The sequence below is a fragment of the Kitasatospora sp. NPDC003701 genome (genome assembly GCF_053587085.1).
In genome coordinates this window covers 188843-204211 of record NZ_JBSFNM010000007.1, presented here as the reverse complement: position 1 = coordinate 204211, position 15369 = coordinate 188843, and the positions used below count along the sequence as shown (strand labels likewise).

The 15369-nt window shown below is 74.9% G+C and carries 14 protein-coding genes; 7 read left to right on the top strand and 7 right to left on the bottom strand.

The features are described from left to right. Positions 1-289 precede the first annotated feature (289 nt). Positions 290-934 (top strand): SRPBCC family protein, encoded by a 645-nt coding sequence (locus tag ACWDRR_RS09700; RefSeq protein WP_449771634.1) that lies wholly within the window; start codon positions 290-292, stop codon positions 932-934. Between the two features lie 27 nt (positions 935-961). Here ACWDRR_RS09700 and ACWDRR_RS09695 read toward each other — a convergent pair whose 3' ends face one another. The 5 genes from ACWDRR_RS09695 to ACWDRR_RS09675 form a co-directional block, all read right to left on the bottom strand. Continuing rightward, positions 962-1672, bottom strand: coding sequence for a 2OG-Fe(II) oxygenase (locus tag ACWDRR_RS09695; protein WP_449771633.1), 711 nt, complete (start codon positions 1670-1672; stop codon positions 962-964). Beyond that, the gene (locus tag ACWDRR_RS09690; RefSeq protein WP_449771632.1) at positions 1669-2139 is read right to left on the bottom strand and encodes a tail fiber domain-containing protein; all 471 of its coding nucleotides are present in this window, start codon (positions 2137-2139) and stop codon (positions 1669-1671) included. Before ACWDRR_RS09690 ends, ACWDRR_RS09695 begins: the two co-directional genes overlap by 4 nt. After that, positions 2136-2675, bottom strand: a complete 540-nt coding sequence (locus ACWDRR_RS09685; RefSeq protein ID WP_449771631.1) for a hypothetical protein — start codon at positions 2673-2675, stop codon at positions 2136-2138. The genes ACWDRR_RS09690 and ACWDRR_RS09685 overlap by 4 nt, the downstream gene beginning before the upstream one ends. A 268-nt stretch (positions 2676-2943) precedes the next feature. Next, a complete protein-coding gene (locus tag ACWDRR_RS09680; RefSeq protein WP_449771630.1) occupies positions 2944-3921 on the bottom strand; it encodes a hypothetical protein in 978 nt (325 codons plus the stop codon). Between the two features lie 113 nt (positions 3922-4034). After that, positions 4035-5354 carry a YncE family protein gene (locus tag ACWDRR_RS09675; protein WP_449771629.1) on the bottom strand — a complete coding sequence of 440 codons (1320 nt, stop codon included), beginning with the start codon at positions 5352-5354 and terminating at the stop codon, positions 4035-4037. A gap of 147 nt (positions 5355-5501) precedes the next feature. Here ACWDRR_RS09675 and ACWDRR_RS09670 point away from each other — a divergent pair, with 147 nt between their 5' ends. From ACWDRR_RS09670 to ACWDRR_RS09650, 5 genes are all read left to right on the top strand, one after another. Further along, complete coding sequence (locus ACWDRR_RS09670) at positions 5502-6140, top strand: TetR/AcrR family transcriptional regulator (protein WP_449771628.1); 639 nt, start codon at positions 5502-5504, stop codon at positions 6138-6140. Between the two features lie 377 nt (positions 6141-6517). Beyond that, complete coding sequence (gene cseB, locus ACWDRR_RS09665) at positions 6518-7255, top strand: two-component system response regulator CseB (RefSeq protein ID WP_449771627.1); 738 nt, start codon at positions 6518-6520, stop codon at positions 7253-7255. Positions 7256-7260: 5 nt separating this feature from the next. Then, positions 7261-8628, top strand: coding sequence for a HAMP domain-containing sensor histidine kinase (locus ACWDRR_RS09660; RefSeq protein WP_449771626.1), 1368 nt, complete (start codon positions 7261-7263; stop codon positions 8626-8628). 150 nt (positions 8629-8778) lie between these two features. Continuing rightward, on the top strand, positions 8779-9561 hold the full coding sequence (locus ACWDRR_RS09655; RefSeq protein ID WP_449771625.1) for an ABC transporter ATP-binding protein: 783 nt from the start codon (positions 8779-8781) through the stop codon (positions 9559-9561). A gap of 50 nt (positions 9562-9611) precedes the next feature. Continuing rightward, entirely contained in the window at positions 9612-12263 is a 2652-nt protein-coding gene (locus tag ACWDRR_RS09650; RefSeq protein WP_449771624.1) for an ABC transporter permease, read from the top strand. Positions 12264-12403: 140 nt separating this feature from the next. On the opposite strand, the gene ACWDRR_RS09645 is transcribed toward ACWDRR_RS09650, so the two are convergent. After that, the gene (locus tag ACWDRR_RS09645; RefSeq protein ID WP_449771623.1) at positions 12404-12937 is read right to left on the bottom strand and encodes a hypothetical protein; all 534 of its coding nucleotides are present in this window, start codon (positions 12935-12937) and stop codon (positions 12404-12406) included. 200 nt (positions 12938-13137) lie between these two features. Then, positions 13138-14160, bottom strand: coding sequence for a YihY/virulence factor BrkB family protein (locus ACWDRR_RS09640; protein WP_449771622.1), 1023 nt, complete (start codon positions 14158-14160; stop codon positions 13138-13140). 161 nt (positions 14161-14321) lie between these two features. Here ACWDRR_RS09640 and ACWDRR_RS09635 point away from each other — a divergent pair, with 161 nt between their 5' ends. Continuing rightward, positions 14322-15239 carry an oxygenase MpaB family protein gene (locus tag ACWDRR_RS09635; protein ID WP_449771621.1) on the top strand — a complete coding sequence of 306 codons (918 nt, stop codon included), beginning with the start codon at positions 14322-14324 and terminating at the stop codon, positions 15237-15239. The last annotated feature ends 130 nt before the right edge of the window (positions 15240-15369 follow it).

Genomic DNA, 15369 nt, shown 5'->3' with positions numbered 1-15369 from the left:
CTCCCCGTCCGGGCGCGCCGCCCATCGGTGTCGGGTGACTGACTGCCAGCATTGTGGACCACCCGGGTCCACCCCGCCCGGACCGACAGGCCCGCGCCGGTCACGGCGAGCGGGGCGGGGACCGCCGTGGCCGGCCGCCGCCCCGATCCGCTCGGCTACATCCTCAAGGGTTTGTTAGAAGCTCTCACTCAACCCATTGACCGGCCGCTCCGCATGGCGTTATAACTTCTCACAGACGCGATGACATCTATCTCGCAGTGCCCGTACCCCGACGACGGAGGAGACCTCCATGTCCGGCTTCCGCAGCACCGGCGCCCGCGCCGCCCTGTTCACCGCCCCGCTCGTCCTCGGCCTCCTCGGCACCGCCGCCGCGCCGGCCACGGCCGCCGGCTCCCCCGGCGCCCGCCCCGGCACCTCGCTCACCTGCCGCGGGGCGGGCGTCGACCCCGACGCCCTGGTCCGCCACCGGACCGAGATCGTGATCGACGCCCCCTTGCAGACCATCTGGAAGCTGCAGACCGACGTCGAGGACTGGCCGTCCTGGCAGGCACCCGTCGAGACGGTGGACCGCCTCGACCACGGCCCCTTCCGCAAGGGTTCGGTCTTCCGGTGGACGACCCCGATTCCCCCCAACCCCTCGACTCCCGCCACCAGCCTGGAGGTCACCTCGACCGTCCGGCAGATCGAGCACGACGCGTGCATCCGCTGGACCGGCCCCGGGATCGGCGAAGGACTGCGCATCGACGGCGTCCACGTGTGGAACTTCACCAAGGTCAAGGGCGGTGTCCGGGTGAGCACCGAGGAGACCCACACCGGGGCCCAGGTCGACGCGAACGTGCCCGCCGCGACCGGGATCCTCCGCGCGGGCCTCGAATCCTGGCTGCGCGACCTGAAGTCCACCGCCGAAGCCCGCGCCCACGGCCCGCACCACTGACCCGCGACCCGTCCCGGGGGCCGCGGCCTACGGGTGCTCGTCGCCCCGGCACTCGGCCGGGTCCGGGCCGCACAGCCAGCCGTTGACGGCGAAGCGGCTGTCCTCGTGCCGCCCGCTCGGGCACCCGACCGGGCGCACCTCGTGCCAGGCGGTGGGCCGGAAGAAGACGATGCTGTCGTGCTCGGGCTCCCAGTCGCGCCAGGTGCGCCGCTCCCAGTCCCCGGTGGTCGCCGTGTGCAGCGGCAGTGCGGCGTCGAACACCCGTAGCTCGCCCCCGTCGAAGGGCCGGGGCGTGCGGTGCAGGTAGTAGACGAACGTGAGCAGCCGACGGGGGGAGAACTCGGCGCTGCTGTCCTGGTGCGGCCGGTAGAAGTCGCCGTCGTTGTGCACGTTGAGGCCGTAGCTGGGCCGGGTGTGCCGGCAGTCGACCCCCAGCGTGTGCTCGACGGCCCCCCGCACCTCCTCGACGGCCGCGATCAACTCGGGTGCGGCGAAGTCCTGGTACGACCGGGACCGGCGGACCTCGGGGGCCACCTCGCGGTCGCCGATCATCGAGGGCTTCAGCCCGTCGCCGGTGGAGGCGATCGCGCGCTCCAGCAGGGTGCCGGCCGTCCGCCCGCCCAGGAACCCGGTGATCCGGCAGACCGTCACCGGAAGCCGCCAGATCGCCTCCGTGGAAACCGGCGACTGCCGGTCCTCGGCGGCCTCCCGTGCCGCCGGGGTGTCCTGCGTGGTCATGCTGTCCTGCCTTCCGGATCGCTTCCTGGGGCCCCGGGTACGCCCACGGCCTCCCGCAGGCGCCCCACCTCGGCGGTGAGTTCGTCCACCCGGCGGTGCAGGGCCTGGATGCACACCAGGGCGACGCCCAGGCCGTCGACGACCGGGATGGTGGTGTCGTCCCGGTTGAACCCGAAGGCGGCGTGCCAGTCCTGGGCCATCGGGCCGAGGTGGCGCACCTCGTCGGGCTCCCAGAGGTAGCGCCAGGTACTGATGGGCAGTGCGGCCACGGTCTCCAGGACGTCGTGGCCGTTGACCGGCCCGGCCGGGGCGACACCGCCGGTCTCCCCCGCCCCGGTCTCCGGCGGCGCTCCGGCCTCCCCCGCCCCGGCCCCTTCCGCCCCGGTCCCTTCCGCCCCGGCCGGACGGCGGGCCGTGGCACCGTGCCCGGCCGCCCCGGGCCGCCGGCGGAAGAGCCGCACCGTCACCGGCTCCAGTCGACCGGGACCACGTCCTGCTTGAGCCCGCGGTCACTGCAGACGGAGCACGGGCCGTTCGGGACGCCGGGGCCCTGGTCGATGCCGATGGTGATGGCTCCGTGGGCGCCCGCCGGGGCGTGGACGCCGTCGCCGATCATCGCGGCCTCGTAGCCGCCCAGCAGTTCCTGGAGGGTGCCGGGGCCCAGGTTCTCCGGGGCGGTGATCGCGGCGATGCCGTCGTAGTCGGTGTACGCGGCCCCCAGCGTCCGGCCGCCGATGGTGGCGAACACGATCCGGGCGCCGCGGATCGGCTGCCCGGTCACCGCGTCGGCCGCCATCGCCTGGATGTTCTCCAACTGCATCTGGGTGACGTTCAGGCTGGCCTGGCTCACCGTGAGCCTGGTCGGCCTCAGGTCGGAGCAGTCCGCCCCCGTGCACGAGGCGGCCGCCGGGGTGGTCGCCGACGCGGTGACACCGCTCCCGACACCCAGCGACGCCAATGCCGCGGCCATCACCGCGACGGTCTTACGGCCTACCGAACTCATGTCACTCCCCTGGGGACCGCCCGCGCGTGATCCGTACCGGCGCACGGCGGCCGGGACGGCCCGGGCGCGTGCGGCACGCAACGGGTGCCGCCCCATCGGGACGACGCGACCGAGCGTAATCACGCCCGAACGGCCCAACCAGCCGACAAGCATGAGTTCGCGCGATCTGATGAACGCCCGGCGCGACGGTGACGAACGCGAGCGACGCATCCCAACCACTGAGCGGGGGCGACCTGCTCCACCCCGGTCCCGCCGGCCGCCTCACGCCTCACGCCTCGGCGGCGCCGTCCTCCCCGAGGCGGGAGAGCACGTCGCGCTCGTGGCCCAGGTTGAGCAGCGCCTCGTCGACGAGACCGCGCAGGAAGGCCGGGCAGAGCCAGCGTTCCAGCGGCTCGTCCTCGTCCCACGACCTCAACTCGGCCCGGCCGCCGGGGCTGCGCAGGTGGTACCCGGTGGTGGCGTTGCCGCTCGGGTCGCCGTCGAGTTCGGGGTGCTCGTCGGCGGTGTGCGCGCAGGAGTCCTCGCCCAGGTGGGGCCGCGCCCGGGCGAGGCCCGCGATCATGTCGTCGAGCACGGACCGCTCGGTGATCCGCTCCGAGATCGCGTACCACTGGCTCGCGTGCTGGGCGACGACGTAGCCGGCGAGGTAGCCCTTCGTCGGACGGGCCGGCAGATTACCGGCCTGGAAGGACAGTTCATCGCCGGGGTCGCCGTACGGGTAGTCGTCGAGGACGGACGACAGGTCGCTCAGGCCGCGCTCATGGGCCTCGGGGATCACCTCGGGGATGCCGCCCACCGTGAACGGGGCGATGACGTCGGCGGTGATCCGCGCGAAGCCGGCGACGTTGGCCGGGCACAGCCACGGGTCGTCCTCCCGGCCGCCGGCGGTCAGGCCCTTCAGGTCGGGCCCGGCCAGCCAGACCTCGTCCTCCTCCAGCCGCGCCATCGCCTCCTCGTAGGGGTGCGAGCCGTGGGCGCAGGAGGCGTCCGCCACCGCCCGGTCGACGGCGAGCAGCGCGTCCAGGGCGCTGCGTTCCGCCTCCTCGCCCGGTCGCCAGGCCAGGTACCCGGCCATCTCCACCAGGCCGAACAGCCACAGGTGCGCCTGCTCGCCGGCGGGGTCGGCGAGCAGGCGGCGGGCGCAGTCCAGGACGAGCGGGTCCGCCTCGGCCCGCTCCGAGGACGCCGAGACGCTCCCCCAGGCCGCGATCAGCTGCTCGGTGCGGGTGTCAGGTATGTCGATCATGACCCTCAGGACGACGCGCCGCCGCCGGGGGTTCCCCGCCGTCCGGGACCGGCACCGGCGGATCCCGGAGGGGCGGCGCCCGCCCGCCGCGCGTGCGGCGGGCGGAACGGCCGTCAGCTGCCGGCGGGGCCGGTCCAGTCGACCGGTACGTGGCCGAGCCGGACGCGCTGGGGGTGGTCGCCGACCGGGACGGAGACGGTCTTGCGGCCGGTCGCGAAGTCGATCGCGGTGACCTGGTCGGCGCCGCTCTCGGAGATCACGCAGGACTTGCCGTCGCCGCTCACCGTCGCCCAGTACGGCTTCGAGGCGGGTACCAGCGGCCCCTCCTGGAGCGTGGACCGGTCCAGGACCGTGGCGTAGTCGTCCATGGTGCCCGCGACGCACAGCCGGTCGCCGGCGGGGCTCATCGCCAGGCCGTGGTGGCGCGAGTCGTTGACCCAGGTGGTGCGGTCCTCGCTGGTCGCCGGGTTCTTCGGCAGGGTCTTGACGCGGGAGACCCGGTCACCGGCGACGTCGTACTCGACCAGGCCGTTGAAGAAGGAGACCTGGAAGTACAGCGTCGACTCGTCGGGGCTGAAGGCCGCCGGCCGGACCGCGTCGGACAGGTCGGAGCGGCCGAAGGCGTCCAGCCGCTCCCGCATGTCGATGACCTTCACCGGCGCGAAGGTGTCGGCGTCGACCACGGTGATCCGCCGGTCGCCCTTCGTCCAGTCCAGCCACGGCTCGTCCAGGGCGGTGTTGACCTCGCCGATGGACATGTTCCAGATCCGGCCGCCACCGTCGGTGAAGATGTTCTCGTGGGGCTTGTCGCCGGTCCGGAAGGAGCCGAGCTGCCGGCCGGTGCGCACGTCCAGGACGTGGACCGTGTTGGAGGTCGAGGCGGAGACCGCCACCCGGGTGCCGTCCGGCGAGAGCGCCATGTGGTCGGACCGGTAACCCGACACCGGGAAACGCCAGTTGATCCGGCCGGTGGCGACGTCCAGGGAGACCACGTCGGCGAAGCTCGGGCGGGAGACGACGACCGCGGAGCCGTCCGGGGTGGAGTACATGTCGTCGACGAACTGGTCGTGCCCCTCGCCCGGGCCGAGCCGGATGCCCAGGAAGTAGCCGAGTTTGACGGGGTTGAGGTAGATCTCGGTGAGCCGCTGCTCCTTGTCCGGGACGACGTTGATCCGCCCGATTCGGGCGAGGTCGCCGGTGGAGCGGATGACGTCCGCGGTGCCGTCCCAGTTGTTGCCCACGAACATCACCTCCCGCAGGGCCTGTCCGGGCGCATCGGCCACGGTCGCGGAGACCGGGGCGGCCGGCGCGGCCGCGGCGACCGCCAGGCCGAGCGCGGCGGCGAGTGCGCCGAGTGCCGTCGTGGCGCGGGGACGTCGGGCACGTCGGGGACGGTGGGGACGGTGGGGGCACGGGGAACCGGGACGGGACATCGCCGCTCCTTCGCGAGCGCAGATTCTGAAAAGGTTGATTGTCAGATTGCGTTACTCGACGGTAAGGACCGCCCCGCCGCCCTGACAAGACGTCGGTCGGCAACAATCGACCGGACGTCGGTTCACGTTCGAGGGGGGATGGCGGCGGTGGCTGGACCCACGGGCACCTACGGCGGCAGGTCCGCACAGGAACGGCGGGCCGAACGGCGCGAGCGCTTCCTCCGCGCGGCGCTGGACCAGTTCGGCGACCGGCCCGGCTACCGCTCCGCCTCGGTGACGGCCCTGTGCGAGGCGGCCGGGCTCTCCACCCGCCAGTTCTACGAGGAGTTCCGCAACCTGGAGGAGGTCCTCGCCCAGCTGCACCTGCTGGTCAACGACTGGACGGAGCAGGCCGTCCTGGAGGCGCTCAGCGGCGCCGCCGGCCTCGCCTTCGACCGGCGGATGGCCGCCGTGCTGCGCGCCTACGTCACCGCCGCCACCGCCGACCCGCGCCGGCTGCGCATCGCCTTCGTCGAAATCATCGGCGTGAGCGAGGAGTTGGAGCGCCAGCGGCTGGTCCGCCGGTCCCGCTGGGTGGAGCTGATCCTCGCCGAGGCTGAGGCCGCCGCCGCGCGCGGGGAGGTCGCGCCGCGCGACTACCGGATCGCCGCCACCGCCTTCATCGGCGCGGTCAACGGCCTGCTGCACGACTGGACGGCCGGCCAGTTCCAGGCCTCGCTCGACCAGGTCGTCGACGAGCTGGCGGCCCTCCTGCGCGGGGCCGTCCGCCCGACGGACCGGGACTGAGCCCGCCCGTACAGGGCGTGCCGGGCCTCCCGCCGGGTGCGGGACGAGTCGGGCGGAGATCCGGGAGTCGCCCCCCGCCCGGGCGGGGTTTGTATCCGCCCGGTATCGGTGGGCGCTTGGTCCTGCATCGAATCCGTGCGCCGGGGGCTCGCGGGCCGCCGGGATGCCGTGCTCCTGCCGGCCGTCCGGACCGGTGGCGACCGCTCCGGCCTGGGGATTCGCCCACGGAAGGGCCTGCGGGGAGGCTGCGCGTGTCCCCGGGTGCGGGGCGGCCGCCGTGTCCGGTGTCTGCCGTATCGTTCCCTTCTGGTCACCGGCCACGTGTGCGGCCGGGGCCGGCACCCCGCCCGAACCGTCCGCCCAGGAGTCGTCCGCCCGTGTCCTCGCCCGCCCCGGCCGGGGCCTCCCCGCGCCCCGTCCGTGTGTTGCTGGTGGAGGACGACGACCTGATGCGCCGGTCCTTCACCGTCGCGCTGGAGCGGTACGGCTACGCGTTGACGGCCGCGGCCGACGGGCTCACGGGGCTCGAACGCTTCCGGGACGCGGACTTCGACCTGCTGATCCTGGATGTGATGCTGCCCGGTCTGGACGGGATCGGCCTGTGCCGCAAGGTCCGGGAGACCAGCCTGGTGCCCGTGCTGATGATGTCCGCACGCGGCGACGGGCTCGACGTCGTCGCCGGTCTGGAGGCCGGGGCGGACGACTACGTCGTCAAGCCCGTGGACACCTATGTGCTCGTGGCGCGCATCCGCTCGCTGCTGCGGCGGGCGACCTACGCGGCCGCCCCGGACCCCGGGCGCGCCGCGGGCGAGGGGCCGCCGACCGAGGGCGAGGTCCTGGTCTTCGGGGACCTCACCGTCGACACCGCCGGCATGGAGGTGTCCGTCGCCGGAACCCCGGTGGCGCTGACCCCGACCGAACTCAAGCTGCTCCTCGAATTCGCCGCCCGCCCGGGCGTGGTGCTGGAGCGGCACACCCTGCTGCGCAACGTCTGGGACTACGGCTGGGACGGCGACAGCCGGGTCGTGGACCTGTGCGTGCAGCGGCTGCGCAGGAAGCTGGGCCGGGAGCGGATCGAGACGGTCCGCGGCTTCGGCTACAAGCTCAGGCGCTGAGGCCGGTGCCTCCGATCCACCGGCTGCGGCCGGCCGGCGTGTCCTTGCGCTGGAAGATCGCCGCGCTGGCCGCGGTCACCGCCTGTCTGGTCGCGGCGGCGGTGGGCGTGCTGGTGCACCTGCTGACCGCGCGGGACATCCGCGACCGGGCCGGGGCACAGGCGTTCAACACCGTGTACTCGGCCATGGACGTCTACCGGCGCACCGGCACGCTGGCGGACGGTGCCGAGCTGGATCCGGCCGAGCTGCCCGCCGCACTGCGCCACCCGGCCGACGGCGACCGGCACACGGCCTACGACGGGCACGTCGAGGGGAACCTGGGGCCGAGCGTCTGGGCCGCCCAGCGGACCGGCGGCCCGGGCAGCCCGGTGCTGGCCGTCCGGGTCAACATGAGCCCCGAGCTCCACGGGCTGCGCCGGCTCGACGTGACCATCACCGTCGCCTCGCTGCTCGCCCTCGCGGCATCCGCCCCGCTGGCGGTCTACGGAGCCGGACTGCTCGCCCGGAGGCTGCGCCGGGTCTCCGAGACCGCGAGCCGGATCGCCGCCGGTGACCTCGACGCACGGACCGGGCCCACCAAGGGACACGACGAGGTCGCCGACATCGCCGCCACCGTCGACCTGATGGCCGACAGCCTCGGCCGACGGCTGCGCACCGAACGCCAGTTCACCGCCGACGTGGCCCACGAGCTGCGCACCCCCGTCGGCGGGCTGCTGGCCGCCGCCGACCTGCTGCCGCCCGGCGAGACGGAGGACCTGCTCCGGGCCCGGGTCCGCGATCTGCGCGCCCTGGTCGAGGACCTCCTGGAGATCTCCCGCCTCGACGCCGGCGCCGAACGGCCGGTCCGCGCCCGGGTGCCGCTCGGCGCCGTCGTCACCGAGGCCGTGGCGCGCACCGGCTTCGGCACCGACACCGAGGTCACCGTCGCCGGGGCTCCGGACGCACCGGCCCAGGACGCACCGGCTCAGAACGCGCCGGCACAGGACACGCCGGCTCAGGACACACCGGCGCGGGGCACCGAAGCTCAGGACGCCGGGCCCGCCCGGAGCCCGGGGACCGTGGAGACCGACCCGCGCCGCCTGGAGCGGATCGTCGGCAACCTCGTCGTCAACGCCCACCGGCACGGCGGCCGCCCGGTACGGGTCACCGTCGAGGGCCGCACGGTCGTCGTGCGCGACCACGGCCCCGGCTTCCCGGCGGATCTGCTGCTGCACGGCCCGCGCCGCTTCCACACGGGTGCCGCGGAGCGCGGCGCGGGCCACGGTCTCGGCCTGACCATCGCCCTGGGACAGGCCCGGCTGCTCGGCGCCGACCTGCGGCTGGACAACGCCCCGGACGGCGGCGCCGTCGCCACGCTGCGCCTGCCGGCCTGACCCCGGTCGCCGCCCGGTCACCGCCCCGGGCGCTCCTCCTACAGAACCGCTACGAAGCGGAGCGGACGCCGATACACGGTGGCCGAGGCCCCGATACGTTCCCCGGACACCCTTCGAAGTGCACCTTCCGCACCCGAAGAGGAGTCCTCCGTGACCGCCAGCCCCCTCGCCCCGCTCACCCCGCAGACGACACCCGGGGTCGCGGCCGCCGCCACCGACCTGACGAAGGTCTACGGCAGCGGCGACACCCGGGTGGTGGCCCTGGACCGGGTCGGCATCGAGTTCCGGGAGGGCGGGTTCACCGCGATCATGGGCCCCTCCGGCTGCGGCAAATCCACCCTGCTGCACTGCGTCGCCGGGCTGGACTCCCCCACCTCCGGCTCCGTGCGGATCGGCACCACCGAACTGAGCGGGCTCGACGACCGGCAGCTGACCCGGCTGCGCCGGGACCGGATCGGCTTCGTCTTCCAGGCGTTCAACCTGCTGCCGACGCTGACCGCGCTGGAGAACATCACCCTGCCGCTGTCCATCGCCGGACGCCGGCCCGACCGCCGGTGGCTGGACCGCGTGGTGTCCATGCTCGGCCTCGCCCAGCGGCTCGACCACCGGCCGGGACAGCTGTCCGGCGGGCAGCAGCAGCGCGTCGCGGTCGCCCGCGCCCTGGCCTCCCAGCCCGCGATCGTCTTCGCCGACGAACCCACCGGGAACCTCGACTCCCGCGCCGGGGCGGAGGTCCTCGGCTTCCTGCGCGACTCGGTGCGCGAGCTGGGCCGGACGGTGGTCATGGTCACCCACGACCCCGTCGCCGCCGGGTACGCCGACCGCGTGGTCTTCCTCGCCGACGGCCGCCCGGTCGACGAGATGGCCCAGCCGTCCGCGGACCGGGTCCTCGACGTCATGAAGGCGTTCGACGCCCGCTCGCGCACCAGCTGACCCGCGCCGCTCCCGCCCGTCCCATCCGCTCCCACGCCCGGAAAGCCCCCATGCTGAAAACAGCCCTGCGCAACGCCCTGGCGCACAAGGCCCGTCTGGCCATGACCGTCCTCGCGGTCTGCCTGGGGGTCGCGTTCGTCTGCGGCACCCTGGTCTTCGCGGACTCGACCGCCGCGGCCCACCGCGCCGCCGCCTCGAAGGACTTCGCCGGCATCGCGGTCACCGTCACCGCCCAGGAGCCCCTGCCGGGGGCCGCCGCGGACCAGCGGAGCAGCGTGCTCGACGACGCGCTCGCGCACCGGCTGGCCGGCGTGCCCGGCGTGGCGGCCGTCCGGCCGTCGGTCGACGGAACGGCCGCGCTGAACGCGGCGGACGGCACGGCGCTGCGGGTCAGGCCCGGGGCCAACCCGGCCGCCGCCTACGTCCCGGGCAAGGACGGCAAGGACGGCCGCTACCCCCTGGTCGAGGGCCGCGCCCCGGCGAACGGCGACGAACTCGCCGTGGACCGCGGCACCGCCGCCGCCGGCCGTTTCCGCATCGGCGACCGGGTCACCCTGGCCACCGACGGCCCGGCCATGACCAAGCGGCTCGTCGGCATCGTCACCACCACGGACACCCGGGTGACCGCCGGAGGCACCCTGGCCCTGTTCGACACGGCGACCGCCCAGAAGCTGTTCGCGGCCCCGGGTCGGTACACCGGAATCGACCTGTCCGCCGCACCCGGCACCGACCAGTTCGAGCTCTCCCGCCGCGTCACCGCCGTGCTGCCGGCCGACCGGGCCGAGGCCACCACCGGCGCCGCCCAGGCCGACCGGCAGGCCGTCCTCGTCGACACCCTGACCCGGGGCTACCGGAAGCTGCCGACGGTCTTCGCCGCGGTCTCGCTCTTCATCGGCTCGTTCCTCGTCGTCAACACCTTCGGCATGCTCGTGACCCGACGCACCCGTGAGATCGCCCTGCTGCGGGCGATCGGCGCCTCGCGCCGCCAGGTGGCCCGGTCCGTGCTCGCGGAGGCCTTCCTGGTCGGCCTCGTCGCCTCGGCGGCCGGTTTCCTGCTCGGCCTCGGCATCGCCTCGGTGCTGCCCGACCTGCTGGGCACCGGCGGGAGGACCCTGCCGCACGGCCCGCTGGTGATCGGCCCGCGCCCCGTCCTGGCGGCCCTCGTCGTGGGCGTGGGCGTCACCGTGCTCGCCGCGTGGCTGCCGTCCCGCAGGGCGGCGAGGGTCGCGCCGGTCGAGGCGATGCGCACGGCCGAGCGGCCGCCGTCCGCCGGCCGGTCCCGGATCCGCGGCGCGGTGGGCCTCGCGCTCCTCGTCCTCGGCGCCGGACTGCTGGTGGCGCTCTCGGGGGCCGAGGACGCCTCGGAGGCGAATCTGCGGAGCGCGATGCTCGGCTGCGCCGTCTTCGTCGTCGCGCTGATCGTGCTGGCGCCGCTGCTGGCCGTCCCGGTGATCCGCCTCTCCGGCCGCCTGACCGGCCGCCTCGGGACCGCTGGCCGGTTCGGGACCACCGGCCGCCTCGGGACCACCGGCCGGTTCGGGACCACCGGCCGCCTCGGGACCACCGGCCGGTTCGGGATCACCGGCCGCCTCGCCCGGGAGAACGCGCTGCGCGACCCGCGGCGCACCGCGGCCACCGCGACCACGCTGCTGATCAGCGCCGCGCTGGTCACCGGCCTCGCCGTCATCGGCAACTCCACCGAGCGGGCCCTCGACCGCCAGGCCGCCGCCGGGCTCGGCGCCGACTACGTGATCGGCTCCCGCACCCCCACGACCGGTATCGACCCGGCCGCCGTCCAACGCGTGGCGGGCACCCCCGGGGTACGGACCGCGAGCGCCGTCACGGACTCCGTCCTGTTCCTCGGCGGCGGCGTCCGGGACGTCTCCGGCGTCGACCCCGACAGCGTCGACGACGTCATGGAACTCGACTTCGTCAGCGGCTCCGTCCGGGACCTCGGGCCCGGCCGGATCGCCCTCTCCAGCACCACCGCCCGGGAGAGCGGCCTGACCACCGGCAGCCGGGTCGACGCCCGCATCGGCCGCGGCCAGGACGTCACCGGGTACACCGTCGTGGGCGTCTACCGGGACAACCCCACCGCCCACGACGCCCTGGCCGCCCGCACCGAAGTGGAGCAGCACGCCTTGCTGCCGCACTCCGTCCAGCGGATCCTGGTCCGCGCCCGGCCCGACGCGGTCTCCCGGGCCACCGAGGCCGCGCTGCGCACCGCCGTCGGCAACAGCCCGCTGCTGAAGGTGCAGGACCGCCCCGCCCTCGTCCGTGAGGCCGCCGGCACCATGGGCGACCTGCTGACGGTGATGTACGGAATGCTCGCCCTCGGCGCCGTGATCGGCGCGCTCGGCATCGTGAACACCCTGGCCGTCTCGGTCGCCGAACGCACCCGCGAGATCGGCGCACTGCGCGCCCTCGGCATGGACCGCGCCGGCGTCCGCCGGATGATCCGTCAGGAGGCGCTGACCGTCGCCGCGTTCGGCACCCTGCTGGGCATGGCCGGCGGCCTGTTCGGCGCCTGGGCGGTCGGCTCGCTGGCCAACGGGGCGGTGGCGCAGTACTCCCTGGCGCTGCCCTGGGGGACGCTGCTGCTCGTCCTCCTGGTCTCCCTGGCGATCGGCGTGATCGCCGCCGTCGTCCCGGCCCGCCGGGCGGCCGCCCTGAGCCCGCTGGAAGCCGTCGCGCAGGCCTGACGCGAGCGCCTCCGGCCCAGCAGGACCTCACGAGGGCCCCGGCACCCCCGGGGCCCTTCGAGCACGGCGCACCGCCGGTTCGGTCCGGCGGAGGACCGGGCCGCCGGGCTCGCCGGGCCGGGCGACCGGCTCGGACGGGCTCACAAGGCGTTGGGCGGGACGTTGCCGCCCCGTGCCCCGTGACGGCCGAGGACCTCGGCGCTGACCGCCCGGTGCCAGCCGGTCAGGATGCGGGCCTGGTCCGCGGCGCGGCCGGCCAGCTGGTCCAGCTCGGTGGGGTTCAGGCGCGGCTCGTCGTCGGCGATGGCGCGCAGGGCCCGCCACAGCGCGGCCTTGCCCTCCACGCCGGCGCGCATGGCCTCCAGCTCGACCAGGTCACTCAACGGGGTGCGGCGCACCAGCGTCCCGTTGGGCTTGAGCCGGGCGATCCGCTCGCCCGCGAGGCCGAGCCAGGTCCGGTAGTGGCGGACGGGCACGCCGAGGCGGTGCATGATGCGCACGAGATCGTCCCGGTCCTGCTCCACGTCCCGGGCCAGGGCGCGCAGCTCGGCGGCGCGGCGGCTGTCGCCGTGGGTGTCGGCCATCCGGCGGGCGAGCGCGGCGCCGCCGAAGGCTCCCGTCAGGTGGTCGTTCAGGTAGATGCCCAGGGGCGGCGTCGACGTTCGGGGGGACATCGCGGCCTCGCAGGGGGTGAGCCGGTCATCGGCGTCGGCCGGGACCGGGAGGGACAGGACGGTGCCGGGAGGGAAGGACGGTGCCGGGCTGTGGAACGGGCTGTCCCTCCATCGTGCCCCGTACCGTCGACGGGTGCTCATCCGTGCGGTGGCCCTCCGGTCCACCGGAGCGGATGCCCCTGCGCAGCGGCCGGGCACCCTCACGGCCGTTCCCCGTCCGGCCAGGCCCGGGTGTCGCGCGGCCGGACGTACGGTTCCTCGCCCTTCGGCAGGCCACCCTCGATGGCGCGCTCGCGGGAGAGCTCCGCGTCGAACTCCAGCCCGAGGAGGACGGCGAGGTTCGAGATCCAGAGCCAGACCAGGAAGACGATGACGCCGGCCAGCGTGCCGTAGGTCCGGTTGTAGGAGGAGAAGTTCGCCACGTAGAGGGCGAACCCGGCGGAAGCCGCCGTCCAGAGCACGACCGCGAGCACGCTGCCGGGGGAGATCCAGCGGAACCCGCGGTCGCGCACGTTGGGCGCGGCCCAGTACAGCAGCGCGATCATCAGGACGACGAGCAGCACCAGGACCGGCCACTTGGCGACCGACCACACCGTCAGCGCGGTGCCGCCCACGCCCAGGGCCCGGCCGACGCGGTCCGCGAGGGGGCCGGTGAACACGACGATCACCGCGCTCGCCGCCAGCAGCACCATCAGCAGGAGCGTCAGCCCCAGGCGCAGCGGAGTGGTCTTCCACAGGGGGCGGCCCTCACGGATGTCGTAGACGGCGTTGGAGGAGCGCATGAACGCCGCCACGTAGCCGGAGGCCGACCACAGGGCGCCGGCCAGTCCCGCGATCATCAGGAACACGCCGGTGCCACCGCCGTCCTGCAACTGGTCGACGGCGTCTCGCAGGATCTCCCGGGCGGCGCCGGGTGCGAGGTGCTGCAGGCTGTCCAGGACGGCGCCGGTGGCGGACCTGCCGATGACGCCGAGGACGGAGACCAGGACGAGCAGGGCGGGGAAGATCGCCAGGACGCCGTAGTAGGTGAGGGCCGCGGCCCGGTCGGGCAGCTCGTCCGCCAGGAACTCCTTGCCGGTGCGGCGCAGCACCGCCCGCCAGGAGCGCCGGGACAGGTCGCCGAGCTCGTCCGGGGCGGCGTTCTCGATCCGCCGGCTCGGGCCGGCGTTCCCGCCGCCGCGTCGGCCTCCGGTCCTGTGCCTACGGCTGAACAGTGCTGCCATGTCTCGCGTCTGTCCACAACGCCCGCCGTGAATCGTCCGGTGAGCGGCCCGGGTCGTGGCCGGGGCCGGCCGGCTCCCACGCGGCGGGCGGTTCGTCCGTGCCGTCCGTGGCCGGCACCACCGGCGACGGGGCGGCACGCAGCGGATCTACAGTGGCAGGTGTGACCGATGGCAGCTCTGGCATCCCCGGTCTCGCCACGCTTCGGCGGCGCCTCGGGGCGCAGCTGTTCGCCCGCGTGGCCGGCCCGCAGGGCCCGGCGGCCCGCAGCCGTATCCATGACACGCCCGGCCCCCGGTGGTTCGGCCCGGAGCGGCCCATCCGCGTCGTCCACGGCGACGCCTCGATGTTCATCGGCGGTCTGCGGGCGCTCCTGCTGCAGTCGCTGCATCCGCTGGCGATGGCCGCGGTCGAGGCGCATTCCGGCTTCCGGGGCGACCCGTGGGGCCGGCTCCAGCGCACCAGCACCTTCCTGGCCGTGACGACCTTCGGGACCGCCGCCGACGCGCAGCGGGCGGTCGACCGGGTCCGGGCGGTGCACGAGGGCGTCCGCGGCACCACCGCGTCCGGGGAGGCGTACCGGGCAGCGGATCCGCACCTGCTCGGCTGGGTGCACGCCGCCGAGGTCGACAGCTTTCTCCGCGCCCACCGGTCCTACGGTGAAAGGCCGTTGGACGACGAGGCCTACGACGGATACGTGGCCGACGCGGCCACGGTGGCCGCCGCGCTGGGTGTCGTCGACCCGCCGCGCGACCAGCGGCAGCTCGCGGCGGTCATCGAGCGGTACCGCCCCGAGCTGCGCGGCACCGCACCCGCGCTCGACGCGGCCCGGTTCATCCTGCTCCGGCCGCCCCTGCCGTGGGTCGTCCGCCCGCCGTACGGCCTGCTGGCCGCCGGCGCCGTCGCCCTGCTGCCCGACTGGGCACGGCGGGAGCTCCGTCTGCCGTCCCTTCCGGTCGTCGAGGGGCCCGCGGCGCGGCTGGGTGCGGGGGCCGTCACCAGGGTGATCCGCTGGGCGATGGCCCGCCCGCCCGGGGTGGGCGGTCCGGGTCGCGGTCCGGGCGGAGCCGCCCCCGACTGACGTCGGCCGCCGGACCGACGTGCGGCGAATTGCCGGAGACATCCCGGCGGGACCATCCTGAGGAGAGCAGGCGACGGCGTGCTCCGTCCCACCGGCGGCCGCGCGCCCGACGGCGGTCGGCGGCGTCGTC